General features: G+C 47.1%; 38 protein-coding genes. 3 read left to right on the forward strand and 35 right to left on the reverse strand.

Annotated features, from left to right (window positions below; translation table 11 throughout):
* Nucleotides 1–288 precede the first annotated feature (288 nt).
* Together OIN60_RS03765 and OIN60_RS03770 are read right to left on the reverse strand one after the other, a co-directional pair.
* Nucleotides 289–510: a hypothetical protein gene (locus OIN60_RS03765; RefSeq protein WP_305753550.1), complete on the reverse strand. Its 222-nt coding sequence runs from the start codon at nt 508–510 to the stop codon at nt 289–291.
* A 255-nt stretch (nt 511–765) separates the two neighbouring features.
* Complete coding sequence (locus OIN60_RS03770) at nt 766–1,389, reverse strand: stage II sporulation protein M (RefSeq protein ID WP_305753551.1); 624 nt, start codon at nt 1,387–1,389, stop codon at nt 766–768.
* A 97-nt stretch (nt 1,390–1,486) separates the two neighbouring features.
* On the opposite strand from OIN60_RS03770, the gene pdaB reads away from it, so the two are divergent.
* Together pdaB and gerD are read left to right on the forward strand one after the other, a co-directional pair.
* Nucleotides 1,487–2,293, forward strand: a complete 807-nt coding sequence (gene pdaB, locus OIN60_RS03775) for a polysaccharide deacetylase family sporulation protein PdaB (protein ID WP_305753552.1) — start codon at nt 1,487–1,489, stop codon at nt 2,291–2,293.
* A gap of 164 nt (nt 2,294–2,457) precedes the next feature.
* Nucleotides 2,458–3,141 (forward strand): spore germination lipoprotein GerD, encoded by a 684-nt coding sequence (gene gerD / locus OIN60_RS03780; protein ID WP_305753553.1) that lies wholly within the window; start codon nt 2,458–2,460, stop codon nt 3,139–3,141.
* Nucleotides 3,142–3,209: 68 nt separating this feature from the next.
* Here gerD and salA read toward each other — a convergent pair whose 3' ends face one another.
* From salA to OIN60_RS03800, 4 genes are all read right to left on the reverse strand, one after another.
* Nucleotides 3,210–4,307 carry an iron-sulfur carrier protein/transcriptional regulator SalA gene (gene salA / locus OIN60_RS03785; protein ID WP_305753554.1) on the reverse strand — a complete coding sequence of 366 codons (1,098 nt, stop codon included), beginning with the start codon at nt 4,305–4,307 and terminating at the stop codon, nt 3,210–3,212.
* Between the two features lie 75 nt (nt 4,308–4,382).
* Nucleotides 4,383–5,150 carry an N-acetylmuramoyl-L-alanine amidase CwlD gene (gene cwlD / locus OIN60_RS03790; RefSeq protein WP_305753555.1) on the reverse strand — a complete coding sequence of 256 codons (768 nt, stop codon included), beginning with the start codon at nt 5,148–5,150 and terminating at the stop codon, nt 4,383–4,385.
* 68 nt (nt 5,151–5,218) lie between these two features.
* The gene (sat, locus tag OIN60_RS03795; RefSeq protein WP_305753556.1) at nt 5,219–6,388 is read right to left on the reverse strand and encodes a sulfate adenylyltransferase; all 1,170 of its coding nucleotides are present in this window, start codon (nt 6,386–6,388) and stop codon (nt 5,219–5,221) included.
* A gap of 22 nt (nt 6,389–6,410) precedes the next feature.
* Nucleotides 6,411–7,103 (reverse strand): phosphoadenylyl-sulfate reductase, encoded by a 693-nt coding sequence (locus tag OIN60_RS03800; RefSeq protein ID WP_305753557.1) that lies wholly within the window; start codon nt 7,101–7,103, stop codon nt 6,411–6,413.
* A 372-nt stretch (nt 7,104–7,475) separates the two neighbouring features.
* Between OIN60_RS03800 and OIN60_RS03805 the strand changes: the two genes are divergently transcribed.
* Entirely contained in the window at nt 7,476–9,191 is a 1,716-nt protein-coding gene (locus tag OIN60_RS03805; RefSeq protein WP_305753558.1) for an NAD-dependent malic enzyme, read from the forward strand.
* A gap of 324 nt (nt 9,192–9,515) precedes the next feature.
* On the opposite strand, the gene rpsI is transcribed toward OIN60_RS03805, so the two are convergent.
* From rpsI to rpsS, 29 genes are all read right to left on the reverse strand, one after another.
* Nucleotides 9,516–9,908 carry a 30S ribosomal protein S9 gene (gene rpsI / locus OIN60_RS03810; protein ID WP_305753559.1) on the reverse strand — a complete coding sequence of 131 codons (393 nt, stop codon included), beginning with the start codon at nt 9,906–9,908 and terminating at the stop codon, nt 9,516–9,518.
* 19 nt (nt 9,909–9,927) lie between these two features.
* On the reverse strand, nt 9,928–10,365 hold the full coding sequence (gene rplM / locus OIN60_RS03815) for a 50S ribosomal protein L13 (RefSeq protein WP_305753560.1): 438 nt from the start codon (nt 10,363–10,365) through the stop codon (nt 9,928–9,930).
* Between the two features lie 196 nt (nt 10,366–10,561).
* On the reverse strand, nt 10,562–11,347 hold the full coding sequence (truA, locus tag OIN60_RS03820) for a tRNA pseudouridine(38-40) synthase TruA (RefSeq protein ID WP_305753561.1): 786 nt from the start codon (nt 11,345–11,347) through the stop codon (nt 10,562–10,564).
* A gap of 590 nt (nt 11,348–11,937) precedes the next feature.
* Nucleotides 11,938–12,303: a 50S ribosomal protein L17 gene (gene rplQ / locus OIN60_RS03825; protein ID WP_305753562.1), complete on the reverse strand. Its 366-nt coding sequence runs from the start codon at nt 12,301–12,303 to the stop codon at nt 11,938–11,940.
* 33 nt (nt 12,304–12,336) lie between these two features.
* Nucleotides 12,337–13,281: a DNA-directed RNA polymerase subunit alpha gene (locus OIN60_RS03830; RefSeq protein ID WP_305753563.1), complete on the reverse strand. Its 945-nt coding sequence runs from the start codon at nt 13,279–13,281 to the stop codon at nt 12,337–12,339.
* A gap of 136 nt (nt 13,282–13,417) precedes the next feature.
* Entirely contained in the window at nt 13,418–13,813 is a 396-nt protein-coding gene (gene rpsK, locus OIN60_RS03835) for a 30S ribosomal protein S11 (RefSeq protein ID WP_076315711.1), read from the reverse strand.
* A 19-nt stretch (nt 13,814–13,832) separates the two neighbouring features.
* A complete protein-coding gene (gene rpsM / locus OIN60_RS03840) occupies nt 13,833–14,201 on the reverse strand; it encodes a 30S ribosomal protein S13 (protein WP_305753564.1) in 369 nt (122 codons plus the stop codon).
* A gap of 20 nt (nt 14,202–14,221) precedes the next feature.
* On the reverse strand, nt 14,222–14,335 hold the full coding sequence (gene rpmJ, locus OIN60_RS03845; protein ID WP_003333770.1) for a 50S ribosomal protein L36: 114 nt from the start codon (nt 14,333–14,335) through the stop codon (nt 14,222–14,224).
* 124 nt (nt 14,336–14,459) lie between these two features.
* A complete protein-coding gene (gene infA, locus OIN60_RS03850) occupies nt 14,460–14,675 on the reverse strand; it encodes a translation initiation factor IF-1 (RefSeq protein ID WP_006212898.1) in 216 nt (71 codons plus the stop codon).
* Between the two features lie 2 nt (nt 14,676–14,677).
* Complete coding sequence (locus tag OIN60_RS03855; protein WP_305753565.1) at nt 14,678–14,986, reverse strand: KOW domain-containing RNA-binding protein; 309 nt, start codon at nt 14,984–14,986, stop codon at nt 14,678–14,680.
* A gap of 9 nt (nt 14,987–14,995) precedes the next feature.
* Entirely contained in the window at nt 14,996–15,748 is a 753-nt protein-coding gene (gene map, locus OIN60_RS03860) for a type I methionyl aminopeptidase (protein ID WP_305753566.1), read from the reverse strand.
* 5 nt (nt 15,749–15,753) lie between these two features.
* Nucleotides 15,754–16,398, reverse strand: coding sequence for an adenylate kinase (locus OIN60_RS03865; RefSeq protein WP_305753567.1), 645 nt, complete (start codon nt 16,396–16,398; stop codon nt 15,754–15,756).
* Nucleotides 16,399–16,489: 91 nt separating this feature from the next.
* Nucleotides 16,490–17,788 carry a preprotein translocase subunit SecY gene (gene secY / locus OIN60_RS03870; protein ID WP_305753568.1) on the reverse strand — a complete coding sequence of 433 codons (1,299 nt, stop codon included), beginning with the start codon at nt 17,786–17,788 and terminating at the stop codon, nt 16,490–16,492.
* Nucleotides 17,788–18,228, reverse strand: a complete 441-nt coding sequence (rplO, locus tag OIN60_RS03875; protein ID WP_305753569.1) for a 50S ribosomal protein L15 — start codon at nt 18,226–18,228, stop codon at nt 17,788–17,790. The genes secY and rplO overlap by 1 nt, the downstream gene beginning before the upstream one ends.
* A 40-nt stretch (nt 18,229–18,268) precedes the next feature.
* Nucleotides 18,269–18,454, reverse strand: coding sequence for a 50S ribosomal protein L30 (rpmD, locus tag OIN60_RS03880; protein WP_305753570.1), 186 nt, complete (start codon nt 18,452–18,454; stop codon nt 18,269–18,271).
* A 12-nt stretch (nt 18,455–18,466) separates the two neighbouring features.
* On the reverse strand, nt 18,467–18,964 hold the full coding sequence (gene rpsE / locus OIN60_RS03885; RefSeq protein WP_091161609.1) for a 30S ribosomal protein S5: 498 nt from the start codon (nt 18,962–18,964) through the stop codon (nt 18,467–18,469).
* 27 nt (nt 18,965–18,991) lie between these two features.
* Nucleotides 18,992–19,360, reverse strand: coding sequence for a 50S ribosomal protein L18 (gene rplR / locus OIN60_RS03890; RefSeq protein WP_305753571.1), 369 nt, complete (start codon nt 19,358–19,360; stop codon nt 18,992–18,994).
* 114 nt (nt 19,361–19,474) lie between these two features.
* Nucleotides 19,475–20,017 carry a 50S ribosomal protein L6 gene (gene rplF, locus OIN60_RS03895; protein ID WP_305753572.1) on the reverse strand — a complete coding sequence of 181 codons (543 nt, stop codon included), beginning with the start codon at nt 20,015–20,017 and terminating at the stop codon, nt 19,475–19,477.
* A 31-nt stretch (nt 20,018–20,048) separates the two neighbouring features.
* Nucleotides 20,049–20,447, reverse strand: coding sequence for a 30S ribosomal protein S8 (gene rpsH / locus OIN60_RS03900; protein ID WP_305753573.1), 399 nt, complete (start codon nt 20,445–20,447; stop codon nt 20,049–20,051).
* A 32-nt stretch (nt 20,448–20,479) separates the two neighbouring features.
* Nucleotides 20,480–20,665, reverse strand: a complete 186-nt coding sequence (locus OIN60_RS03905; RefSeq protein WP_013312154.1) for a type Z 30S ribosomal protein S14 — start codon at nt 20,663–20,665, stop codon at nt 20,480–20,482.
* Nucleotides 20,666–20,734: 69 nt separating this feature from the next.
* Entirely contained in the window at nt 20,735–21,277 is a 543-nt protein-coding gene (gene rplE / locus OIN60_RS03910) for a 50S ribosomal protein L5 (RefSeq protein WP_305753574.1), read from the reverse strand.
* Nucleotides 21,278–21,307: 30 nt separating this feature from the next.
* The gene (rplX, locus tag OIN60_RS03915; RefSeq protein WP_305753575.1) at nt 21,308–21,664 is read right to left on the reverse strand and encodes a 50S ribosomal protein L24; all 357 of its coding nucleotides are present in this window, start codon (nt 21,662–21,664) and stop codon (nt 21,308–21,310) included.
* Nucleotides 21,665–21,740: 76 nt separating this feature from the next.
* A complete protein-coding gene (gene rplN / locus OIN60_RS03920) occupies nt 21,741–22,109 on the reverse strand; it encodes a 50S ribosomal protein L14 (RefSeq protein ID WP_305753576.1) in 369 nt (122 codons plus the stop codon).
* 35 nt (nt 22,110–22,144) lie between these two features.
* A complete protein-coding gene (gene rpsQ, locus OIN60_RS03925; protein WP_305753577.1) occupies nt 22,145–22,408 on the reverse strand; it encodes a 30S ribosomal protein S17 in 264 nt (87 codons plus the stop codon).
* A 50-nt stretch (nt 22,409–22,458) separates the two neighbouring features.
* Complete coding sequence (gene rpmC / locus OIN60_RS03930; protein WP_305753578.1) at nt 22,459–22,656, reverse strand: 50S ribosomal protein L29; 198 nt, start codon at nt 22,654–22,656, stop codon at nt 22,459–22,461.
* Nucleotides 22,646–23,080, reverse strand: coding sequence for a 50S ribosomal protein L16 (gene rplP, locus OIN60_RS03935; RefSeq protein ID WP_305753579.1), 435 nt, complete (start codon nt 23,078–23,080; stop codon nt 22,646–22,648). Before rplP ends, rpmC begins: the two co-directional genes overlap by 11 nt.
* 2 nt (nt 23,081–23,082) lie before the next feature.
* Nucleotides 23,083–23,748 carry a 30S ribosomal protein S3 gene (rpsC, locus tag OIN60_RS03940; RefSeq protein WP_305753580.1) on the reverse strand — a complete coding sequence of 222 codons (666 nt, stop codon included), beginning with the start codon at nt 23,746–23,748 and terminating at the stop codon, nt 23,083–23,085.
* Nucleotides 23,749–23,761: 13 nt separating this feature from the next.
* Entirely contained in the window at nt 23,762–24,094 is a 333-nt protein-coding gene (gene rplV / locus OIN60_RS03945; protein WP_305753581.1) for a 50S ribosomal protein L22, read from the reverse strand.
* 35 nt (nt 24,095–24,129) lie between these two features.
* Nucleotides 24,130–24,408 (reverse strand): 30S ribosomal protein S19, encoded by a 279-nt coding sequence (gene rpsS / locus OIN60_RS03950; protein WP_305753582.1) that lies wholly within the window; start codon nt 24,406–24,408, stop codon nt 24,130–24,132.
* Between the last annotated feature and the right edge of the window lies 1 nt (nt 24,409).

Below are 24,409 nucleotides of genomic sequence, written 5' to 3' on the forward strand. Positions count from 1 at the left end.
ATCTCAATGATCCGTTCCGGTTTTCATACTGTCATAGACATGTACCAAAAACCTTCACGGGGCGATTTCACTTCGTGAAATCTACTCACTCGTTGTTCAGTTTTCAAAGATCAAACACTTGCTTTCTCTCATCACCGCATCTCAGCGGCGACTTTTATAATATATCATCCCTTATTCACTTTGGCAAGAACTTTTTTTGAAAAAGTTTTTTCAGTCCAATTAAAGCCATTTGAAGAACGAAAAATAATGTATCATAGAATGTTGGCGGAAGTCAACGGAAAGTTATATCTACTGCGTGATTTTGCCCCTGATGGCATATTTCGATAATTCCTTGGGAGCCGCAAAGCGTGCATACATCCGAAATACGGTCTTATAACGCAAAGCAATCGCATTACGGATATCCAGGTCCAGTCGATTATCACTCATATCCATCAGCATTTCGTCCAATTCACGACGAAGGACGTAGCCCAATTCTTTGCACTCTTTTTCGTTAAACAGCATACCCATCATATACGATCATGCTCCCTTATTGTCTTATTATTAAGTATCTTATGGTGAAATCCGGTTATATGCCGTAACGCCTTCCGCCTTCAAGCTATTACATTAGGTCTATATAGTTCTTCCATCGTTTAATGTTTTTTAAACTGATTTTTATGCAGTTCAACCGAATCTCTTTAAATCAGCGCGGCTGGCGTCAGCAATTCAACCTTTTGAGGTAATTTATTCCTCATTATACTCCATATCCCAAACATATATGCCGATTACTCATCCTCTCATCAAGCTGTAAGATACCGTGCTTTCTATAATGGCTGCAATAAACAGGAGAATGACGACCCAAAGCGTAACATTCCACGTCTGCTTCATAAAGGCTGGCCAGAACATTTCCGGCTTCCTCCGGCTGTTATCCCCCGTGATTCCCCTGCGGATCGATGATGTGACCATTCCACCAAATTTTAAACCGTACGCACAAGCAATTAATAATACAGGAAGTTCGATGACACCATGCGGGAGCAGACCTTTGACAATCAGCTCGTACAAGTTCACAGTCCCGCTGTTCGCCACCCAATGCACCAAAAAACCGATAACCATACCGTTCATAATTATAAAGATCATTGGGATGATCCCAAATGCGGCTCCGAGAAACATAACCAGAACACATTTAATAACGTTGTTGAGAAAGATGAAGACGAAAAAATTAAGCTGCACATTCCCCGATTCTCCCAGCCTTCCTGCGACCTGTCCAAGCCCCTCTATCTGCTGCCTGAGGAGTTGCTCTATGATACCTGTACTAACCCAGCCCAGGCCTATGCTTGCGCAGAATAATACAGTTGCGAACAGCAAAACTCCCTTCATCGAATTCAAGATTTTCAAAAATGTTTGGAAACCCAAAGTGAATCCCTCCTAATAAATTCTATAATCATAAAAAAAGTGGCCATGCATAGTGTAAAGTAAACAAGCAACTCTCCGGGAAAGGGGCTTAAAGTGCATGAATTCATTCTTTTATGTATTAAACGGCAAAAAGATCAAGCGGTATCTCATCGGCTTTGCAGTCGCTGTTTTTGCCATCGGCATCGTATATGTGGAACGCAGCAATGTTAGTGTCTTTTCAGAGGAAGCTCCTGCGGCTATATACAGTGTGCCGACTGAGAAAAAAGTCATCGCCCTAACCTTTGATATTAGCTGGGGGGACAAACGGACAGCCCCTATTTTGGAAGTGCTTAAGGAAAAGAAGGTACAAAAAGCAACATTTTTCCTATCCTCTCCCTGGAGCAAAACTCATCCGGAGCTTGTGAAGCAAATTGTAGACAGCGGGTACGAGATCGGGAGCCATGGACACAAGCACGAAAACTATACCAGTCTCAGCGATGACGAAATACGACGCCAAATTACGACAGCCCATACTATGTTAACCGATCTGACAGGGAAAGAACCAAAACTCATCCGCTTGCCCAATGGAGATTTCGATAAAAGGGTGCTGCAAATCGCGTCCGGGCTGGGTTATACGACCATCCAATGGGACACCGATTCCCTCGACTGGAAAAATCCCGGCACTCAAAAAATCATTGATCGGGTCGTGTCAAAAGCACATCCGGGGGACATCGTTCTTCTGCATGCCAGCGATTCTTCCCAGCAGACCCATGAAGCCCTCCCTGTGATCATTGATAAATTACTGGAGCAAGGCTATGAATTCGTAACCGTATCAGAGCTTCTGCAGCAGGGCACTCTAAAAGGAAAAGAAGTTCGGGATCAAGCCATGATTCAGCAGGCAATTGAAGACGCTGCAGGAATGTAAAATTCATAATAAGCAATGCGGCAGTCGATTTCCGTCGGCTGCTTTTTATTTACACAGGACTTATTTTACTGTCTTCTCATCAAAATACCAAAACGTCGCAACATATTTCATTCCCTTTGTCCGCATACTATGCCCAGTCACTTTTATAAGGAGGGTATTGGTTCATGAAATGGCCGCATTATCGACTGGTATGCGCAATACTCTGCATCGGGATCGTACTGTCGGGCTGCGGGTCCGATCAAAATTATGCATCTCCCCAGCCCAGTTATAAAGAAATGAAATCCATGGTTGTGGATATTCTTAAAAGTGATGAAGGAAGAAAAGCAGTTGAAGAAGCTATGACTAGTCAAGGCGGAGGAAGCACTTTAGGCGGAAACTCGGGTGGAACGATGGGAATGAAGATGCTCAGCTCAACTGCAACCCCCAGCGATCTCAAGACCGCAGTCAAGGACACACTGACTGCTCCCGAATATCAGAAGGAGTTTGAGAAAATTATGACCGATCCGGCCTTTGCCGGAGAATTCGCGAAAGCCATAAGCAAGAAGAACAAAGAGCTGCACCTGCAGTTGATTAAAGATCCGTCTTATCAGAAGTCCATGCAGGAAATGTTCAAATCGCCTGAAGTCAGCGCGATGCTGCTGGACATGACCAAATCCCCTGAATACCGCAAGCAAACGATGACCGTCATGCAGGAGGCCATGCAAAATCCCCTTTTCCGTCTTGAGGTTCTTAATCTTTTGAAAACAGTCGTGCAGGAAGAACTTCAGCCCGAGGAAAAGAAAAAAAGCGGTGGAGGTGGCGGTCAAGGTGGCGAAAGCTCAGGCCAAGGTGAGGAGCAGAGCGGATAATAAACTCAAAAGGACAGACCCAGCATACATGCCGGCTCTGTCCTTTTCCTTTTGACCGTAAAATAAATTCAATTGTTCTCGTCAAATCCGATCACATGCTTCGCAATCTGGTCATACAACTGTCCATGCTCAGTGTCCGCCTTGTAAACTGACGGTGAAAAATCAGGCTCGGATGGATGATTATCCGGAGCTCCCAGCGGGATTTGGGCAAGAAGCGGAGCATGAAGCGTCTCAGCAAGCAGGGCGCCACCGCCTCTCCCGAAGACATAATCCTTCTCCCCTGTTGGCGACTGGTAATAAGCCATGTTTTCCACAACGCCCAAAATCTCATGATTTGTTTGTAGAGCCATGGCACCGGCACGGGCAGCGACATAAGCAGCCGTAGCGTGCGGGGTAGTAACAATAATTTCTTTGCTGTGCGGAATCATCTGGTGAACGTCCAGGGCAATATCACCGGTTCCAGGCGGCAAATCCAGCAGCACATATTCGGGCTGCCCCCACTCCACATCACTGAAAAACTGCCGCAGCATTCTCCCCAGCATCGGACCACGCCAAATGACCGGATTATTTTCTCTGACAAAGAAGCCCATGGACATCACCTTGACTCCAAAGCGTTCAACTGGCTGAATCACGCCATCTTCCACGACTGGATTATCTTCAATACCCATCATATCAGGAACGCTAAATCCGTAGATATCCGCATCTATAACCGCTACACGTTTCCCATTGCGGGCCAATGCGGCGGCGAGATTAACAGTCACTGTTGATTTACCTACCCCGCCTTTACCGCTAGCGATAGCAATGAACCGGACGCCTGACTGCGGATCAAGCAACTCGTGTCCCTCCATACCGGCCGCATGCCCCTTCGTAAGCACGGGATCATTCTGGTCGGCCACCTCTCCGGCAAGCGCCGCTCTTTCATGCTCTGAGGCCTCACGGAACCGTATGTGAATATTAGAAGCTCCTGCGTCCGTCAGAGCTCCCCTGATTTCATAGTTCAGCTTACTTCTGACCTCTTCATGGTCGGTAACCAATACAACGGTCAAAGACACCTGATTGTCCCGGACCACAATATCGCGTATAAATTCCAATTCCGTCAAACTTGCTCCGCTGCCCGGCTCCTGTATCCGTTGAAGCGCCTCCAAGACCTGTTCTCTAGCCAGCATTAACGAGATCACCCCTGCTCCGAATAATTGAAATACACTCCTGCTACGATGACCCCATTATAGCATTATCCCCCGCTACTTTCCTGCCTGCAGGTCGACACGCTCACCGGAGATGTAACGCAGAATTCCCTTATAGACCGCCGCGGAGATTTGGCGCTGATACACCTCGTCAGCGAGTAGCCGCGCTTCCCCTGGATGCGAGAGAAAACCAATCTCCACAAGGGCTGAGGGCATTTTAAGTGCTTGCAGCAGGTAAACGGTGTCCACCGTTTTGGCTACTCTGTCCGTATTCTCCATATTACGGCGGATTTCATCCTGTATCAGGGTTGCCAATGAGGCATTGTCCGCATGGCTTGGATAATAAAATGTCTGGGCACCGCTCCACTTGCTCGACGGAACGCTGTTCATATGGATGCTGAGAAAGAGATCCGCATTATATTCCTCAATAAGGCGCACACGCCGCTTGAGATCTTCCGTTTTACGCCGCGAATATCCTTTAGTGGAATCGTCGGCCAGATCCCGGTCATTCTCCCGGGTCAGCTTGACAACCGCTCCTGCCTGCTGAAGATAATCCCGTAAATAGAATGCAATCGCCAGATTGATGTCCTTCTCGATCACTCCCTCCTTACTTACAGCTCCCCCATCCGGGCCGCCATGACCAGCATCCAGTACAATGACTTTCCCAGCCAGCGGCAGGCTCCAATAGGTCCATGTCTTGGCCGCAGGGATGTCCGATACGGTCACAGTCATGAAAAGAAGAAGCAGACATAAACTCAGCAGCCCTTTTTTCAGCGTGCGGTAACGAATCCATAAGGTGATGTTTCGATTTCGGTATTTAAGCACAAAAAAACGCCTCCGTTCCCAATACAGATACTAAATGATCTATATGGGACGAGGCGGACAAATAGTACTTAAGAGCTGATTTGTTGAGACATGCCTTCAATCAGAATTTGAGCAACCTCCGGTCTCGTAAATTCAGGCGGTGGACAAACTCCGTCGCGCAGCAGCCCCCGCACTTTTGTTCCTGACAAAGTCAGGTGCTCTTCTTTCGGATGCGGACAGGTTTTGTTGGACGCCATGTTTCCGCATTTTTTGCAGAAAAAGCTGTGCTCGAAGAACAATGGCGTAATCCCCAGCTCCTCAGCAGTAAAGTTGCTAAAAATCTCTTGGGCCTCATAAGTCCCGTAGTAATCCCCTACACCTGCATGGTCACGACCGACAATAAAATGGGTGCAGCCGTAGTTTTTGCGGACGATTGCATGGAAAATGGCCTCACGCGGACCTGCATAACGCATCGCCGCCGGGAACACGCCGAGAAAGGTGCGATTAGCAGGATAATAGTGCTCAAGCAGAGCCAAATAACTTTTCATACGCACATCAGCAGGGACGTCGTCTGACTTCGTCTCTCCCACGAGCGGATTCAGGAACAACGCATCAACAATTTCCATCGCAGTTTTTTGAATATACTCATGTGCACGATGGACGGGATTGCGGGTCTGAAAGCCGACAACAGTCTTCCACCCCAGTTCGGCAAAACGACGGCGGGTCTCCACAGGATCGAAATAAAATTCACCGAATTTGGTCGGCAGGGGTCTGTTTAATACGCGGACGGGTCCCCCCACGTAGGTCGAAGGACGCTCGAGCAGCTTCTTTACACCGGGATGCTCGGGATCATCGGTTTTAAAGACACGTCTTGCCTCCTCGCCCTGATCGGCTTGATACAAGCTGGTCACGTCCAGAACTCCATAAAAAACCCCGTCTTCATCTCCTACCAGCGCTGCCTGCTGACCGAGGGTGAGAGACGCCGCCGTTTGCTCATCAACTGCAAGTGTAACCGGTATGCTCCATACCGTTCCGTCGGCAAGACGCATATTCTCTACAACAGAACGATAGTCCTCTTCATTCATAAAGCCGGTAAGCGGCGAAAAGGCCCCTACCCCAATGAGATCCAAATCTGAGATTGTCCAGGTATTCACGCGGATCGCAGGAAGCTGTTTCACCTTTTGCAGGAGTGCTTCTCGTTCTTTACCCTCTACCAGCCGGTTTATCAGTGTTCCCCCATGCGGAAGTATTGCCGTCATATTGATAATCTCTCCTTATACGTTATTTATGAAGTCCGCATTCAGTTTTATCGGTGCCAGACCAACGACCAGCGCGCGGATCTTCCCCAGGGGCAACTTGACGTGTGCAGTGTTCGCATCCGATACTTGGGTAGTTCTGGTCATGCAAAGGATTATAAATAACATTATTAGTCCGGATATAATTCCACACATCTTCCGAAGTCCAGTCAGCAATCGGATTGAATTTGACGAGGCCAAATTTGACGTCATATTCAATTTTTTTGGCATTGGCACGGGTTGGGGCCTGGTCACGACGAATCCCGGTAATCCATGCTTCATACTGAGACAAGATACGTGTTAATGGTTCAACTTTACGAATATTACAGCAAGCGTTAGGATCAACCTTCCACAGCTCTTCTCCATGCTCTGCCGCCTGCTCCTCAGGGGTTAATTTCGGAGCAACCCGTACAAATTCCATGTGATATTTATCTTTCATCCGATCGCGTGTCTCGTAGGTTTCCTTGAAATGAAAATCCGTATCTAAATAAAAAATATCTGTGGAGGGACTTACCTTTTGAAGCATATCTACCAGCACGACATCCTCGGCTCCAAAGCTGCAGGCAAAGGTAATATTCGGAAAGGTCTCAACAGCGTAACGAATAATATCTTCAGGCGCAGCATGCTCCAGCTCTTCCGCTTTCACTTGAATCAGTTGTTCCTTCTCCAATAAGTTCATGTTGGAAAACGCCTCCGTACATTTTATTTAATATAAAGCCATCCATTAATCCCTACTAAACAAATATGAATTGTTAATTCAAGTATAAAACTTTCTATCTAAATGTCAATGTGGAAAAAAGCAAAAAAGCGCTGATTTAACGATATCAATATAGGGTTTTTATCATAAAGATAAAAAAGTATGATTATAATGATTCCCTACCCAGAAAAGAGTGAGTCTATCAAGGTTTTTCAGAAAATTAACTGTTTAGAACACGGATGCTGGAATTTTATTCAATTGACCTTTATTAAGCGTTTCTTTAGAATAGGAACGCATTCTGGACTAGTAATCAAATTATAAATTGTTATGCAGTATACGAAAGAAGGTTTTTTGGTGGAAGCATTTTATGTTAATGAAGACGGTTCTATTTCAACCCCGTTAAAAGGCAAGGAGGTGTTAGCCAACCCCCTGCTGAATAAAGGGGTTGCTTTTTCGCATGAAGAGCGGCGTGAATTGGGCTTGGAAGGGATTTTGCCCCCTACGGTGCTGACACTTGATGAACAGGCGGATCGTGCTTACAGGCAGTTTCTTGCCCAGCCGACGATGCTGCGCAGAAACGCCTCACTGAACGATTTGTATAACCGCAATGTCGTTTTGTATTACAGACTCCTGACCGACCATCTGAGCGAAATGCTACCCGTTGTGTATACACCAACTGTAGGACAGGCTATTCAGGAATATAGTCATGAATATCACCGACCCGGTGGCGTCTATTTATCTATCGATAATCCGCATGGCATTGAACAAGCCTTCCGCAATACAGGTCTAGGGTCTGGTGATGTGGATCTGATCGTTGTTACAGATTCGGAGAGCATTCTCGGCATTGGGGATTGGGGAGTCGGAGGCATTAACATCGCGATTGGCAAGCTTGCCGTTTATACCGCTGCTGCCGGTATTCATCCCGGACGGGTTCTTCCGGTTGTACTGGATGTTGGAACAAATAATGAGAAGCTGCTTGCTGATCCCCTTTACATAGGCAACCGGCACCATCGGGTACGCGGGGAACAATATAATCAGTTCATTGATACTTTCGTTCAAAAGGTGCTTGAGCTGTACCCGAACGCCCTTCTTCACTGGGAAGACCTTGGCAATGTAAATGCCCGCAACATTATTGAAAAATACGGCGATCAAATCCTCACATTTAATGATGATATTCAGGGAACCGGAGCCGTGACACTTGCCGCCATTATGTCCGCACTTAAGGTAACCCAAGTCCCTCTTAGCGAGCAACGGATCGTTGTTTTCGGTCCCGGTGCAGCCGGTATAGGCAATGCCGATCAGATTTGCGATGCTATGATTCGGAGTGGACTGTCCGAGCCAGAAGCTCTTAGCCGCTTCTGGGTTTACGACTATCGTGGTTTATTAACGGATGACACAGAAAATGTACTCGGTTTCCAAAAGCCTTATGTGCGTAAAGCATCTGAAGTCAATGAATGGAACCGTGGCAAAGATGGAACCTTCTCACTGCTTGAGGTCATCAGCCGGGTGAAACCGACGATACTGATCGGAACGTCCGGTTCTGCTGGAGCTTTTTCCGAAGAAGTGGTCAGGGAAATGGCCAAGCACGTCAAGCATCCGATTATTATGCCGATGTCCAATCCTACAGCACTTGCTGAGGCGATTCCAGAAGATCTGATAAGATGGACAGACGGTAGAGCTCTGATTGCCACAGGCAGCCCCTTCGAGTCTGTTACATATAACGGAACAACTTATGAAATCGGCCAATCGAACAATGCCTTCGTATTCCCAGGTCTAGGCCTAGGTGCGATCGCGGTTAAAGCCAGCATAATTACCGGCGGGATGTTTACGGCCGCCGCAGAAGCCGTTGCCCGCATGGTAAATGTGTCCAAGCCCGGAGCGGCCCTGCTGCCTAATATCAGCGACCTGCGTGAGGTGTCGCTAGCTGTAGCAGTGGCAGTAGCCCAAACGGCGATTGATGACAACGTCGCCCGTGTGCGTCCAGAGAATGTCCGTCAGGCTATTGAACATTTAATTTGGGAGCCTTCTTACCGGCGGGTAGGATCAGCTACACTTCTATCCACAGTCTAATATTGTGTATATTGGCTTTTAAAATGCAGCTTCCTGTGAAGTTCAGTCCTTTTGATGAATTCGCGGGAAGTTCTTTTTATTTTGTACGGCCACTTCGATTCTGAACGGTCTGAACGAGCCTCTGACCTGTCCTTCTTCTGCCAGGGATGCATTGCGCTGTTCGTTCGGTTTCCAAAAGCCCAGAGCTGCTGAGCAGCTCCCTCAATCAGTTCGCTAACATTCCTAGTGCTCATATCCATGCTCATGTAGTTTGTAATAAAAAAATTAAAAGCCCTTGACCATATATTGGCCAAGGGCTCTGTAATCCTTGATACACAAGGAATATTAACGTTTCGAGAACTGTGGTGCACGACGAGCGGCTTTGAGACCGTATTTTTTACGTTCTTTCATCCGTGGGTCACGAGTCAGGAAGCCTGCTTTTTTCAGAGCTGGACGGAACTCAGGGTCTGCTTTCAGCAGAGCGCGGGAGATCCCGTGACGGATTGCGCCGGCTTGACCGGAAATACCGCCACCATGAGCGATAACAATCACATCATAGTTTCCAACTGTTTCAGTCAGGTTAAGAGGTTGTCTTACGATCATTTTCAGTGTTTCTACACCGAAATATTCGTTAATATCACGTTTGTTAATGACAATGCGTCCTTCACCCGGTACGAGACGAACACGAGCTACCGAATGTTTACGACGACCTGTCCCATAGTATTGTACTTGTGCCATGAAACTGTCCTCCTTTTAATTAACCGCGAAGTTCGTAAACTTCAGGTTTTTGTGCTACATGTGGATGCTCAGTGCCTTTGTAAGCTTTCAGTCTCAGCTTCATTTTCTCGCCCATGCGAGTTTTTGGAAGCATACCGTGAACAGCCAGTTCCAACATACGTTCAGGTTTGTTCTTCACCATATCTTGAGCGACCGTAACTTTCAGACCACCTGGATGCAGGGAGTGACGATAGTATTTCTTGTTCTCCATCTTTTTGCCTGTCAGGACGATTTTCTCAGCATTGATGACAACAACGAAATCGCCGCCGTCCACATGTGGAGTAAATTCAGGCTTGTGTTTGCCGCGGATCAACGCAGCCGCTTCACTGGCCAGACGACCAAGCGTTTTGCCTTCAGCATCAATAATGTGCCATTTGCGCTCAACTTCACTTGGCTTAGCCATATACGTAGTACGCATGAAAAGTTTCCTCCTTCAGATCGTTCACATATCGTAATATTCATTTTTTCAAAAAAACATTTATATTCGTTCATTAAGTTAATGCTTTTGTGATGGATAGATTCAGGTGTACATCTTAATTGGGGCTGTGGGAAAGCCATTAAGAAAACACAACTTATATACTACATGATTTCTATACATTCCGCAAGCAAAAAACTCAAGTTTTTTGGACGTTTTCATCATATTCCACATTCCACAGCATCAGCCCGTGCGCGACGGCCGTAGGCCCCGCTTTGGTGCGATCCTTGGCCTCCAGAATGGCAGGAATATCCTCAGGCGACTTTTTACCTTCGCCCACGTCCATCAGCGTTCCGACCATAATCCGAACCATATGCTGAAGAAAGCCGCTGCCGGTCACATACGTATGGATGATTCCTTGATCATCCGAGCCAGGACGTGAAAAGGAATAATCGACTGTTATATAGGCCTCATAAACGGTCCGTACATGATTGAGTTTCTGTGACTGAGTGGACGCAAACGAGGTATAGTCATAGGTGCCGACCATCAGTTGCAGCGCCTTGCGCATCGCTTCAATATCCAGACGCGTAGGGTGATGAAACTGCGTGCGGCGATGAAAAATATCCGGAAAACGGTTAGCGTTAATACTATAACGGTACGTCTTCCGTTTGGCCATGTGGCGTGCATGAAACGACAGCGGAACCTCTTTCGCATCCGTAAGAATAATATCCTCCGGCAGCCAGGCGTTCAGCGCCAGACACCAGCGGTGGATCGGAATAGGTGATTCGGTCATAAAATTAAATACCTGACCGTAAGCATGCACTCCCGCGTCCGTGCGGCCTGAGGCCGTGAGTTTGACCTTCTCTCCCGTTAAGGAGTAGATGGCACTTTCTATATGATCCTGGATCGTATTGCCATCCGGCTGTGTCTGAAAGCCGTGATAGCGGGTTCCGTCATAGTTCACTCTCATGCAAATATTCCGCATGTTCCTAACACACCTCTAGAGGAGAGGTATTTGTGCTTCCGATCGCTTCTCCAGCACAAACACACCTTTCCTAGCATTTATAACAGCAAGCTCTGCTAAAGCTTGCTGTTGATCTTATAAGCCGTCGCTTCGTCAGCTATGCCTCCGCATATTGCGAAACGCTGATCCGATATGAGGATCAGTCGTTTCGCCGTCATAGCGAAGCGCTGGCCCACAGCAGGCCAGCCGCTTCGCAGCCTAGTGGAGCGTTGATCCAGATTCGGGATCAGTCGCTCCGCCCTGCTCGCATAAAAGGCTCTCCTGAATCGCTGCCCATGGGTAGTGATTCAGGAGAGAGCCGCTCCTACACCAAACGCCGCGTATCCCGCCACATTCCCACCATACGCCAAAATTTGCGGGGGTCCAGGGGGTCGCAGACCCCGCTGGGGTCCCCCTTGGCTAAGGGGGATTTAGGGGGATCGAGCAACTGACTTTAGGAAGATCGAAAAACATATAAAAGGAGAAGCCCCTTACAGAGCTTCTCCGACAGAGAAAAAAAGGGCTGCTCAGAATCGACTGACTCTGCCCACCCTTTCCTCATCCATACCTGCTTACGCGCGGTCAACCAGTTCCAGGTAAACCATTGGAGCGGCATCGCCACGACGAGGTCCCAGCTTCAGGATACGAGTGTATCCGCCTGGACGCTCGGCATAACGAGTAGCCAGTTCGCTAAACAGTTTTTGAATTGCATCCTGCTCACCATCCAAAGTTTCACGGCGAACGTATGCAGCTACCTGACGGCGTGCATGCAGATCTCCCTGTTTTGCTTTGGTGATCAGTTTCTCAGCAATAGAACGAACTTCTTTTGCTTTAGCTTCCGTAGTTTGGATGCGCTCGTACAAGAACAAATCCGTTACCATATCACGGAACAAAGCTTTACGGGCACTGGAGTTACGGCCCAGTTTTTGATATGCCATGTTTTTCCCCTCCTTCTTACAAACGTTACTGTACTATTCTTCCGTACGGAGTCCTAAACCAAGTTCCTCGAGCTTCTCTTGAACTTCTTCCAAAGATTTGCGGCCCAGGTTGCGGACCTTCATCATATCTTCTTCAGATTTCGTAGTGAGCTCCTGTACTGTATTGATACCAGCGCGCTTGAGGCAGTTATAGGAACGGACGGAGAGATCCAGCTCTTCGATCGTCATTTCCAGAACTTTTTCTTTCTTGTCTTCCTCTTTTTCGACCATGATCTCAGCATCTTTGGCTTCGTCAGTCAAACCAACAAACAGCATCAAATGCTCAGTCAGGATTTTAGCCCCAAGACTGACAGCCTCTTCAGGCCGAATGCTTCCGTCGGTCCATACTTCCAGTGTCAGCTTGTCATAGTTGGTCACTTGGCCTACACGCGTATTTTCCACACCGTAGTTTACACGGGAAATCGGAGTGTAGATGGAGTCGACGGGGATTACGCCAATAGGCTGATCCTCACGCTTGTTACGATCTTGCTTAACATAGCCGCGTCCGCGATTGGCGAAAATACGCATGTGAAGTCTCGAACCTGGTCCAAGCGTAGCGATATGAAGATCCGGATTCAGGATTTCAACATCGCTGTCCGCACGGATATCCCCTGCCGTTACGGCTCCTTCGCCTTCCGCATCGATTTCGAGCACTTTCTCTTCATCGGAGTGGATCTTAAGCGATAAAGCTTTCAGGTTAAGAATGATCTCCGTTACGTCTTCCATTACGCCAGGGACCGTTGCAAATTCATGTAAAACCCCATCGATTTGTACCGATGTAACTGCCGCACCCGGCAGGGAGGAGAGCAAAATACGGCGAAGCGAGTTGCCAAGCGTCGTACCATATCCGCGTTCCAAAGGTTCTACCACGAATTTTCCGTAGGTGCCATTATCATTGACGTCAACCGTCTCAATTTTCGGCTTTTCGATTTCAATCACTGCAATATCCCTCCTTCAAAACGTCGCTCCTATAATGAAACATTCACCTTATCCAAACTTTACCATGCAGTACGCCTAAACAACCATTCTTGGCAGAATGCGCCGGTTTTATACTACACGCAGGGGGAAAATCTCATTAGACACGACGGCGTTTTGGAGGACGGCATCCGTTATGAGGTACCGGAGTCACGTCTTTAATCAGGTTAACTTCCAGACCTGCAGCCTGCAGCGAGCGGATTGCCGCTTCACGGCCTGCGCCTGGTCCTTTAACCATAACTTCAACAGTTTTCATGCCGTGTTCCATTGCAGCTTTGGCAGCTGTCTCAGCAGCCATTTGCGCTGCAAATGGAGTGGATTTACGGGAACCGCGGAATCCCAGACCGCCGGAGCTTGCCCAAGAGATTGCGTTACCGTGCGGATCCGTAATAGTAACGATAGTGTTGTTGAACGTGGAACGGATGTGTGCCACGCCGGATTCGATATTTTTACGGTCACGACGTTTTGTACGTACGACTTTTTTCGGTTTAGCCATTGAATGTTATCCTCCCTTCTTATTTCTTTTTATTTGCTACAGTACGACGAGGTCCTTTACGTGTACGGGCATTCGTTTTTGTACGTTGACCACGAACAGGCAATCCACGACGGTGACGAACACCACGGTAGCAGCCAATCTCAGTCAGACGTTTAATATTCAAGGAAATTTCACGACGCAGGTCACCTTCTACTTTAACCGCTTTATCGATCGTTTCACGTAATTTGCTCACTTCATCTTCCGTCAAGTCACGAACACGAGTGTCCGGATTGATGCCTGTTTCAGTCAAAATTTTCTGGGAAGTCGTTTTACCGATTCCGAAAATGTAAGTCAAGGCGATCTCAACGCGTTTATCACGTGGCAAATCCACACCAGCTATACGAGCCATTTTACGCTACACCCCCTTCATTAACCTTGTTTTTGTTTGTGTTTCGGATTTTCGCAGATAACCATTACATTACCTTTGCGGCGAATGACTTTGCATTTTTCGCAAATGGGTTTTACAGAAGGTCTTACCTTCATGTTCATTACCTCCTCCAAGCTTTACCCGAGGCAAAGCTCGCATCGTAAGTCTTCTTAAAGAGTTTTGCGGAACATAACCAGTTGATTCAGATGGTGCTGATCCCATAACGGGATCATACACGATTTATTTACGGTAAGTTATACGACCTTTGGTTAAATCGTAAGGCGATAACTGCACGACCACTTTGTCGCCTGTCAGAATGCGGATAAAATGCATACGCAGCTTTCCGGATACGTGAGCAAGAATCTGGTGACCGTTCTCGAGCTCTACCTTGAACGTCGCGTTCGGAAGCGGCTCAATCACCGTACCTTCCACTTCAATGACATCTTCTTTGGCCAAAATTAGTCTCCTTTCTCTTCAGCATGAAATTTGGCGGATTCCAGAAAACGGTGCACTGCAAAACGCAGCTTTCCATTGGTAACCCGACCGCTTTCATTTAAACTGTTTACTACCTCGCTGCTAATCATTGGCTGGGGCTCCAAGTGAAGAATATTTTTCTTCTTAGCTTGGTCAAACTTCCGTTTGTCCCCGTCCGCAATATATACAAACCTGCTGTCCGCAATGGAAACAACGACCGCTGCCTGGCCGGCATCTCTGCCCTTCAGGATTTTCACAAGCTGACCAATATGCAGGCTGCCTTGATCTTTCATCAATATCACCTACGAATTCAGTGTAGTGAAAATTTCCATGCCGTCCGGCGTTACTGCCACTGTATGCTCGAAATGGGCACACAATGACCCGTCCACCGTCACGACCGTCCAGTTGTCTTCCAACGTTCTTACATGGCGGGATCCGGCGTTAACCATCGGTTCAATCGCCAGCACCATGCCGGGTTTCAGTCTCGGTCCCCGATCAGGAATCCCGTAGTTTGGAATCTGCGGTTCCTCATGCAGCTTGGCTCCTATACCGTGTCCGACATATTCCCTCACTACCGAAAAACCAGCATCTTCAATATATTTCTGTATCGCATGCGATATAGTAAACAAGCGATTGTCCGGTTTGACAAGTGCCAGTCCCGCCATCAGGGCTCCTTCCGTCACATCCAATAGCCGCCTTGCATCTGGTGAGATGCTGCCGACCGGATACGTCCAGGCGGAATCCCCGTGGTACCCCCGATACTGCGCACCAATGTCAAACGTAACGATATCACCTTCGTTTAATACGCGGTTGCCGGGAAATCCGTGAACCAGTTGTTCGTTGACTGAAGCGCAAATACTAGCAGGAAAACCATTATAACCTTTAAAAGACGGCACAGCTCCTTGACTGCGAATGTACTGATCAGCCATATGATCGAGTTCCCCCGTAGTAATACCAGGCTCAATATGTTTGGCCAGGAGGCGGTGACATTCCGCAACGATACGCCCGGCTTCCCTCATAAAGCTCAATTCCGTTTCGGACTTGCAAATGATCATTACAGTTAACCCCGCAGCAAGGATACAATATCTTTGGAAACTACATCGATATCCTGCTCCCCGTCTATTTGACGCAGAAGACCTTTGTTCTCATAAAATGTGAGGAGTGGTGCTGTTTTGTTACTGTACTCGTCAAGCCGTTTTCCTACGCTCTCTTCGTTGTCGTCGGAGCGCTGGTACAGCTCTCCGCCGTCTTTATCGCAAATGCCTTCAACCTTTGACGGATTGAATACCACGTGGTAGGTCGCTCCGCAGGTTTTACAAATGCGCCGTCCGGTAATCCGTGCCATTAAACGGTCACGGTCTACTTTCAAATCAACGACATGATCGAGTTTGGTGTCCAGCCGTCCAAGAATTTCATCCAACGCTCCAGCCTGGGCCAAGGTTCTTGGAAATCCGTCCAGCAAGAATCCCTTCTCGCAGTCTGGCTGTTGAAGTCTTTCTTCGACAATGCCAATCGTAACATCATCAGGTACAAGCTCGCCGCGGTCGATGTATTCCTTCGCTTTAACTCCAATTGGAGTTCCAAGCTTGATCGCGAGACGAAATGCGTCGCCGGTTGAAATATGAGGAATACCAAACTCATTTACAATGACATCCGCTTGTGTTCCTTTTCCAGCCCCCGGAGGGCCCATGATAAGAATGTTCACAATCTGTCACTCCCTCAAGACGACCCCTACACAAGAAACAGCACAATAGGTGCCGGTGGACAAGTAAATTACCTGTCCCGGAACCTATCGCCTATTTATTGATGAAGCCTTTGTAATGGCGTTTAATCAATTGGCTTTCGATCTGCTTCATAGTATCCAATGCCACACCAATGATGATGAGCAGTGAAGTACCTCCGATTTGCACCGAGCGAGGCAGGCCCGAAAGTGCCCCCAAGAATACCGGCATGACGGAGATGACAGCCAGGAACAGTGCTCCTGTCATCGTCAGACGCGACATGACGCGAGTCAGATACGTCTCCGTTGCTTTACCCGGACGAATGCCCGGAATATAACCACCGTTCTTCTTCATGTTGTCTGCCATTTGCTGCGGATTCATCTGTACAAATGTATAGAAGAATGTAAAACCGATAATCATCACAATGTACAGAACCATACCGAGCGGTTTGTCATAATACAAGTGAGTGGTTACCCACTGTGCCCATATTTTGTCTGCCCAGAAGCTTGCAATAATGATCGGAAATTGCAGCAATGACACTGCAAAGATCACCGGAATAACGCCCGCTGCATTGATTTTCATCGGAATATGCGTATTTTGGCCGCCATACATTTTGTTGCCGACTACCCTTTTTGCATACTGCACCGGAATTTTCCGAATCCCTTGCTGAATGAAGATGACTCCAACGACGACCAGGAGAATGACCAAAGCAATAATAATTGCTTTCAGAATATTCAAGAAGATCTGGTCTGCCTGAATAAACTCGGATTCAACGATCGTACGGATATGTCTCGGAATGCCGGCAGCGATGCCCGCAAAGATGATAATAGAAATACCGTTTCCGATTCCTCTTTCGGTGATCTGTTCACCAAGCCACATCAGGAACGATGTACCAGCCGTCAACACGATTGCAATCAGAATATAATCCGCAATGGTTGCCCCTGGAATCATTTCTGCGTTATACAGGCGGTTAAAGCCGATAGAAGTACCAAATGCTTGGATCAGAGCCAGTATAACCGTACCATAACGGGTTATCTGAGCCAACTTCTTTTTGCCATGCTCCCCTTGTTTAGCCCATTCCGCTAGTTTCGGAATTACGTCCATTGACAGAAGCTGCACGATAATGGACGCCGTGATATACGGCACAATACCGAGGGCAAAGATCGAGAACTGATACAATGCACCACCGGAAAATGTGTTCAGAAGACCAAACAATTCGCTTCCTGCTTGATCGGTTGCCGTAAAGACATCCTTATTCACCCCGGGGACCGGAACGAAAGAGCCAATACGGAATACAATCAAAATCAAAAGAGTGAACAGGATACGACTGCGAAGATCCTCAACCCGCCATATATTCTTAAGGGTTTTGAACATTAGATCACCTCGGTTTTACCGCCGGCAGCTTCGATTTTCTCTACCGCAGATTGAGAGAACTTGTTCGCTTTAACAGTCAGCTTTACAGTGACTTCGCCGTTACCCAGAATTTTGATGCCGGATTTAGCGTTTTTCACAATACCGTTTTCCATCAAGAATTCTGGAGTCACTTCAGTACCTTCTGCCAAACTATTCAGATCTTCGATATTCACAATTGCATACTCTTTGCGAGTAGGGTTCACGAAACCGCGCTTAGGCAAGCGACGATACAATGGGTTTTGACCACCTTCGAAGCCCGGACGCACACCACCGCCGGAACGAGCGTTTTGACCTTTGTGACCGCGACCTGATGTTTTACCTGTACCGCTACTAGTACCGCGACCAACGCGTTTGCGTTCTTTGCGGGAGCCAGGAGCGGATGAAAGCTCATGTAACTTCATCGTTCGTTGCACCTCCTTGTTTTTGTTGGAAATCTATAACTTAAGCCTCGATTTCTTTAACAGAAACCAGGTGGCTAACTTTATTGATCATCCCACGAATCGCGGGATTGTCGTTGTGAACTACTGTTTGGTTGATTTTACGCAGGCCAAGCGTGTTCACAGTCGTTCTCTGTGTACCTGGACGACCGATCAATGAACGAACGAGAGTAATTTGCAATTTGCTCATGCCATTTCCTCCTTAGCCGCGCAGCTCTTCGACAGTTTTACCGCGCAATTTCGCGACATCTTCAGCGCGTTTCAAACGGGACAAACCTTCCAAAGTCGCATTGACCATGTTCATGGAATTCGAAGAACCCAGAGATTTTGTCAAAATGTCACCTACGCCAGCCAGCTCCAGTACTGCACGAACCGGACCGCCAGCGATAACGCCGGTACCTTCAGATGCAGGTTTCAACAGCACGCGGCCTGCTCCAAACTTACCAGTAATCAGGTGAGGAATCGTTGTTCCTACGAGCGGAACATGAATCAGATTTTTCTTGGCATCTTCAATACCTTTGCGGATCGCATCAGGTACTTCGCCAGCTTTACCAATTCCAGCACCAACCCAGCCATTGCCGTCGCCGACAACAACCAATGCGCTGAAACTGAAACGACGTCCGCCTTTTACAACTTTAGCAACACGATTAATATTTACAACTCTTTCAGTCAGTTCCAAAGTGTTAGGATCTACACGCAAGTCGTTAACCTCCTTTTGAAAAATGTCTTAAAACTCAAGCCCTGCTTCACGCGCAGCTTCAGCCAACGCTTGAATGCGACCATGATACAGGTAACCTCCGCGATCGAATACGATCTCAGAAACACCTTTTTCTTTTGCACGTTTAGCAACCAGTTCTCCGACTTTACGTGCAGCTTCAACGCTGCCGCCGTTTTTGATCTCGCCGCTCAGTTCTTTGTCAACGGTTGAAGCGGCAGCCACGGTTACACCTGCCACGTCATCGATCAATTGAGCATAGATATGTTTGGAAGAACGGAACACGTTCAGACGAGGACGTGCTGCTGTTCCAGTAATTTTCTTACGGACACGCAGATGTCTTCTTACACGCGCTTTATTTTTATCTTGTTTCGTAATCATTTTCTCGTTTCACTCCCTTCAGTTTGCCTTTACAGCTTTATATCAAGACGCACTGGGTAAAAAAGAAGCACACTGTCTCTCCAGTGGAAAGACCGCGCAAAGGCGGCAAGAAAATTATTTCTTCTTACCGGCTTTACCTTCTTTACGGATAATGCGTTCACCTTCATACTTAATCCCTTTACCTTTGTATGGCTCAGGCTCGCGAACGGAACGAATTTTAGCAGCGTATGCACCAACGCGCTCTTTATCGATACCGCGAACGATGATTTTTGTATTCGAAGGGACTTCGAACTCAATACCAGGTTCCGGAGTGATTTCTACCGGATGGGAGTAACCAACGTTCAGAACGATTTTATCTCCGGATTTGCTTGCACGATATCCGACCCCAACCAATTCCAGAGATTTTGCAAAACCTTCTGTTACACCACTCACCATGTTGTTGACAACGGAGCGGGTTGTTCCGTGAAGAGAGCGGTGAAGTTTGTTGTCCGAAGGACGAACAACGTTAATTTCATTGTTCTCCACAGAGATCTTCATGTCTTTATGAAGTTCACGAGTCAAAGTTCCTTTCGGACCTTTAACAGTGATAACTGTGTTGTTCAGTGTGATATCCACACCAGTTGGTACTGCGATTGGCTTGCGACCAATACGGGACATATGTTGCACCTCCTATCTTGTTAACGTGGTATTACCAAACGTAGCAAACAACTTCGCCGCCGGCTTTGGACTGACGAGCTTCTTTATCAGTCATTACACCTTTGGAAGTCGAGATAATCGCGATACCCAGACCACCGAGTACGCGTGGAATTTCGTTGCTCTTCGTGTATACGCGAAGACCTGGTTTACTGATTCTTTTCAGACCAGTGATGACACGCTCATTATTAGCACCGTATTTCAGGAAAACACGGATAATCCCTTGCTTGTTATCTTCAACAAACTCCGCATCCCGGATAAATCCTTCACGCTTCAGGATTTCGGCAATTTGTTTTTTCATTGTCGAAGCAGGCATCTCTACCGTTTCGTGACGAACTGTATTTGCGTTACGAATACGAGTAAGCATATCTGCAATTGGATCAGACATAGTCATTGTGTGTAAACCTCCTTCCCGTTCAGGACTTTTTACCAGCTTGCTTTTTTCACGCCAGGAATCTGGCCTTTATAAGCTAATTCACGGAAGCAAATTCTGCAGATCTTGAATTTTTGCAACACCGAATGTGGACGACCACAACGCTCGCAACGAGTGTATGCACGAACTTTGAACTTCGGCGTGCGTTGTTGTTTAACTTTCATCGAAGTTTTTGCCACTTAGCCTGACACCTCCTAATTAGTTTCGGAGAAAAGGGTTATTATAAAACCCAAAACGTTAAGCCAACATTACTTTGCAAAAGGCATGCCCAGTTGAGTCAGAAGCTCACGGGACTCTTCATCGGTTTTGGCAGTCGTTACAATAACGATGTCCATACCGCGCACTTTATCAACTTTATCATACTCGATCTCTGGGAAGATCAGTTGTTCTTTCAGACCCAGTGTGTAGTTACCACGGCCGTCAAAAGCTTTGGTGGATACACCACGGAAGTCACGTACACGCGGAAGCGTGATGTTGAACAATTTGTCCAGGAAGTAGTACATGCGCTCGCCGCGCAGTGTTACTTTAACCCCGATTGGCATGTTCTCACGCAGTTTGAAACCGGCGATCGATTTCTTCGCACGCGTGATAACCGGCTTTTGACCAGCGATCAGTTGCATGTCGTTAACAGCCGAATCAAGCACTTTGGAGTTTTGAACAGCGTCGCCAACCCCCATGTTAATTACGACTTTCTCGATCTTCGGAACCTGCATAACCGTTGTATAATTGAACTTCTGCATCAAAGCAGGACTGATTTCATTCAGGTAACGCTCTTTCATTCTTGCTGCCATGAATTATGGGCCTCCTTTCTTTAAACAGTCTTATTTATCGATTTGTTCTCCGGAACGTTTAGCAACGCGCACTTTTTTACCGTTCTCCAGCACTTTGTAACCGATACGGGTTACTTTTCCGCTCTTAGGATCAATGTGCATAACGTTGGAAACATGGATCGGCGCTTCTTGCTCGATAATACCGCCCTGTGGATTTTGCTGGTTAGGCTTTTGGTGTTTTTTCATCATGTTAACACCTTCCACGAGCACGCGGTTTTCACGAGGATAAGCAGCGATAACACGACCTTTTTTACCTTTATCCTTACCGGTAATCACCATAACCGTGTCGTCTTTTTTGACGTGAAGCTTGTTGTTATGGGATTCCAGAACCTTTTTCACTCTTGGCATTTCGTACACCTCCTATAGCTTCCTTGATACAAGGGGTTAAGAACTTGCTCTATTCGAAATTCCGTAGAATCCGCTATTAGATAACTTCCGGTGCCAAGGAAACGATTTTCATGAAGTCTTTATCGCGAAGTTCGCGAGCAACTGGTCCGAAAATACGTGTTCCACGCGGGCTTTTATCTTCTTTAACAACAACTGCTGCGTTTTCGTCAAAACCGATATAAGATCCGTCTTTACGGCGAGTGGAGCGTTTCGTGCGAACCACAACCGCTTTAACAACGTCACCTTTTTTGACAACGCCGCCTGGTGTTGCTTGTTTTACGGAACAAACGATCAGATCACCGATTTGAGCCGTACGACGTCCCGTACCACCGAGTACGCGGATACACATCAATTCCTTCGCACCGGAGTTGTCAGCCACAGCCAAACGTGTAAATGGTTGAATCATTTAGATTTCCTCCTTTCGGCAAAACTGCAGGTTCATTAAATAATTACTGCTTTTTCAACGATCTCGACCAGTCTCCAGTTTTTATCCTTGGACAGAGGGCGAGTTTCCATGATTCTAACAGTATCACCGATTTTCGCAGTGTTGTTTTCATCATGAGCTTTGAACTTTTTAGTGTACTTAATGCGTTTATGGTACAGATCATGCTTTTTGTAGGTTTCTACAGCAACCACAATCGTTTTATCCATTTTGTCACTAACTACTTTACCAACTTGCACTCTACGGGCATTGCGTTCGCTCATTTGTTAGCCTCCTTCCTGAATACAGACGGCGTACTTTCCAATCTGTGATCTTAGCTAATTCCAAGTTCTCTTTCACGAATCACGGTTTTAGCACGAGCAATTTCCTTACGCACATCACGGATGCGAGTAGGATTGTCGAGTTGACCGGTAGCGAGTTGAAAGCGGAGGTTAAAGAGTTCTTCTTTAAACCCGGAAATTTTTTGCTCAAGTTCAGCAGTGGTTAGGTTGCGAAATTCACTAGCCTTCATTTACTTCACCACCCAATTCTTCACGTTTCACAAACTTCGTTTTGATTGGCAGCTTGTGAGCGGCAAGACGCATTGCTTCGCGAGCAACTTCTTCCGGTACACCGGCAAGTTCGAACATGATCTTACCAGGTTTCACTACTGCAACCCATTTTTCTACGTTACCTTTACCGCTACCCATCCGCACTTCGAGAGGCTTCTGAGTAATCGGTTTGTCAGGGAAAATTTTAATCCAAACTTTACCGCCACGTTTGATGTAACGAGTCATCGCGATACGGGCAGATTCGATTTGACGGTTTGTGATCCAAGAAGGTTCAAGAGCTTGCAGACCGTATTCACCGAAGTTCAAAGTTGTCCCGCCTTTAGCACGGCCTTTCATGTGACCGCGTTGTTGCTTGCGGTGTTTGACACGTTTTGGTACCAACATGATTAGTTGCCTCCTTCCTGAGCAGCTTGTTTCTTAGCCGTAGGAAGAACCTCTCCACGATAGATCCATACTTTTACGCCTATACGGCCATAAGTAGTATGAGCTTCCGCTGTACCATAATCAATGTCGGCACGAAGCGTGTGCAGTGGAACAGTTCCTTCACTGTAGCCTTCCGAACGAGCGATCTCAGCACCGCCAAGACGGCCGCCCACTTGAGTTTTAATCCCTTTAGCTCCTGCACGCATTGTTCTTTGGATCGCTTGTTTCAAAGCACGACGGAAGGAAACACGACGCTCCAACTGTTGTGCAATGCTCTCAGCAACCAGAATTGCGTCCAGCTCAGGGTTTTTAATTTCAGAAATGTTAATGTGAACTTTCTTACCGCCTGCGATTTTGGTGATTGCACCACGCAGATTTTCAACTTCAGAACCACCCTTACCGATAACCATACCTGGTTTCGCAGTGTGGATTGTTACGTTGATGCGGTTCGCCGCTCTCTCGATTTCAATACGGGATACAGCGGAGTCTTTCAATTTATTTTTAAGGTGTTCACGAATTTTAACGTCTTCCAGCAAAAGATCACCGAAATCTTTGCCTGCGTACCATTTGGATTCCCAATCACGGATAATACCGATTCGGAGTCCGACGGGATTTACCTTTTGTCCCACACGTTTTCCCTCCTTATTTTTCAGATACCACCAAAGTGATGTGGCTGGTGCGTTTGTTAATCCGGCTTGCACGTCCCATTGCACGTGGACGGAAACGTTTCATCGTTGGACCTTGGTTGACAAACACTTCAGAAACAACCAGGTTGTTTACGTCCATGGAATAGTTGTGCTCCGCATTTGCAATCGCAGAGTTGAGCAGCTTCTCAACTACTGGAGAAGCGGATTTAGGCGTGTGGCGAAGAATTGCGATCGCTTCACCCACTTTCTTACCGCGAATCAAGTCAATAACGAGCTTAACTTTGCGGGCCGAGATCCGTACAGACCTAGCATGTGCTTTTGCTTCCATTGAGTTTACCTCCTCTCAAACATGACACTGGTTCATTATCTTCTTGTTTTCTTGTCATCGTCCGTGTGGCCTTTGTACGTACGGGTTGGAGCAAACTCTCCCAGTTTGTGGCCAACCATATCTTCAGTTACATATACAGGCACATGCTTACGGCCATCATATACACCGAAAGTGTGTCCGATGAACTGAGGGAAAATAGTAGAACGGCGGGACCAAGTTTTGATTACGACCTTCTTGTCCTGCTCGTTCAGCACCTCAACTTTTTTCAACAGGTATCCATCTACAAATGGACCCTTCTTAAGACTGCGGCTCATG

This window comes from Paenibacillus zeirhizosphaerae (genome assembly GCF_030705605.1).
GTDB lineage: Bacteria > Bacillota > Bacilli > Paenibacillales > Paenibacillaceae > Paenibacillus > Paenibacillus zeirhizosphaerae.

Excerpts from the sequence above, each read along its gene's own strand:
- OIN60_RS03765 (WP_305753550.1), bottom strand. The coding sequence starts at position 510 with ATGATGGGTATGCTGTTTAACGAAAAAGAGTGCAAAGAATTGGGCTAC.
- pdaB (WP_305753552.1), top strand. The coding sequence starts at position 1,487 with ATGAATTCATTCTTTTATGTATTAAACGGCAAAAAGATCAAGCGGTAT.
- gerD (WP_305753553.1), top strand. The coding sequence starts at position 2,458 with ATGAAATGGCCGCATTATCGACTGGTATGCGCAATACTCTGCATCGGG.
- salA (WP_305753554.1), bottom strand. The coding sequence starts at position 4,307 with ATGCTGGCTAGAGAACAGGTCTTGGAGGCGCTTCAACGGATACAGGAG.
- sat (WP_305753556.1), bottom strand. The coding sequence starts at position 6,388 with ATGACGGCAATACTTCCGCATGGGGGAACACTGATAAACCGGCTGGTA.
- OIN60_RS03800 (WP_305753557.1), bottom strand. The coding sequence starts at position 7,103 with ATGAACTTATTGGAGAAGGAACAACTGATTCAAGTGAAAGCGGAAGAG.
- rpsI (WP_305753559.1), bottom strand. The coding sequence starts at position 9,908 with ATGGCACAAGTACAATACTATGGGACAGGTCGTCGTAAACATTCGGTA.
- rplM (WP_305753560.1), bottom strand. The coding sequence starts at position 10,365 with ATGCGTACTACGTATATGGCTAAGCCAAGTGAAGTTGAGCGCAAATGG.
- truA (WP_305753561.1), bottom strand. The coding sequence starts at position 11,347 with ATGCGGAATATTTGCATGAGAGTGAACTATGACGGAACCCGCTATCAC.
- rplQ (WP_305753562.1), bottom strand. The coding sequence starts at position 12,303 with ATGGCATATCAAAAACTGGGCCGTAACTCCAGTGCCCGTAAAGCTTTG.
- rpsK (WP_076315711.1), bottom strand. The coding sequence starts at position 13,813 with ATGGCTAAACCGAAAAAAGTCGTACGTACAAAACGTCGTGACCGTAAA.
- rpsM (WP_305753564.1), bottom strand. The coding sequence starts at position 14,201 with ATGGCTCGTATAGCTGGTGTGGATTTGCCACGTGATAAACGCGTTGAG.
- rpmJ (WP_003333770.1), bottom strand. The coding sequence starts at position 14,335 with ATGAAGGTAAGACCTTCTGTAAAACCCATTTGCGAAAAATGCAAAGTC.
- OIN60_RS03855 (WP_305753565.1), bottom strand. The coding sequence starts at position 14,986 with ATGAAAGATCAAGGCAGCCTGCATATTGGTCAGCTTGTGAAAATCCTG.
- map (WP_305753566.1), bottom strand. The coding sequence starts at position 15,748 with ATGATCATTTGCAAGTCCGAAACGGAATTGAGCTTTATGAGGGAAGCC.
- secY (WP_305753568.1), bottom strand. The coding sequence starts at position 17,788 with ATGTTCAAAACCCTTAAGAATATATGGCGGGTTGAGGATCTTCGCAGT.
- rplO (WP_305753569.1), bottom strand. The coding sequence starts at position 18,228 with ATGAAGTTACATGAGCTTTCATCCGCTCCTGGCTCCCGCAAAGAACGC.
- rpmD (WP_305753570.1), bottom strand. The coding sequence starts at position 18,454 with ATGAGCAAATTGCAAATTACTCTCGTTCGTTCATTGATCGGTCGTCCA.
- rplR (WP_305753571.1), bottom strand. The coding sequence starts at position 19,360 with ATGATTACGAAACAAGATAAAAATAAAGCGCGTGTAAGAAGACATCTG.
- rplF (WP_305753572.1), bottom strand. The coding sequence starts at position 20,017 with ATGTCCCGTATTGGTCGCAAGCCAATCGCAGTACCAACTGGTGTGGAT.
- rpsH (WP_305753573.1), bottom strand. The coding sequence starts at position 20,447 with ATGACTATGTCTGATCCAATTGCAGATATGCTTACTCGTATTCGTAAC.
- rplE (WP_305753574.1), bottom strand. The coding sequence starts at position 21,277 with ATGGCAGCAAGAATGAAAGAGCGTTACCTGAATGAAATCAGTCCTGCT.
- rplX (WP_305753575.1), bottom strand. The coding sequence starts at position 21,664 with ATGCCAAGAGTGAAAAAGGTTCTGGAATCCCATAACAACAAGCTTCAC.
- rplN (WP_305753576.1), bottom strand. The coding sequence starts at position 22,109 with ATGATTCAACCATTTACACGTTTGGCTGTGGCTGACAACTCCGGTGCG.
- rpsQ (WP_305753577.1), bottom strand. The coding sequence starts at position 22,408 with ATGAGCGAACGCAATGCCCGTAGAGTGCAAGTTGGTAAAGTAGTTAGT.
- rpmC (WP_305753578.1), bottom strand. The coding sequence starts at position 22,656 with ATGAAGGCTAGTGAATTTCGCAACCTAACCACTGCTGAACTTGAGCAA.
- rplP (WP_305753579.1), bottom strand. The coding sequence starts at position 23,080 with ATGTTGGTACCAAAACGTGTCAAACACCGCAAGCAACAACGCGGTCAC.
- rplV (WP_305753581.1), bottom strand. The coding sequence starts at position 24,094 with ATGGAAGCAAAAGCACATGCTAGGTCTGTACGGATCTCGGCCCGCAAA.
- rpsS (WP_305753582.1), bottom strand. The coding sequence starts at position 24,408 with ATGAGCCGCAGTCTTAAGAAGGGTCCATTTGTAGATGGATACCTGTTG.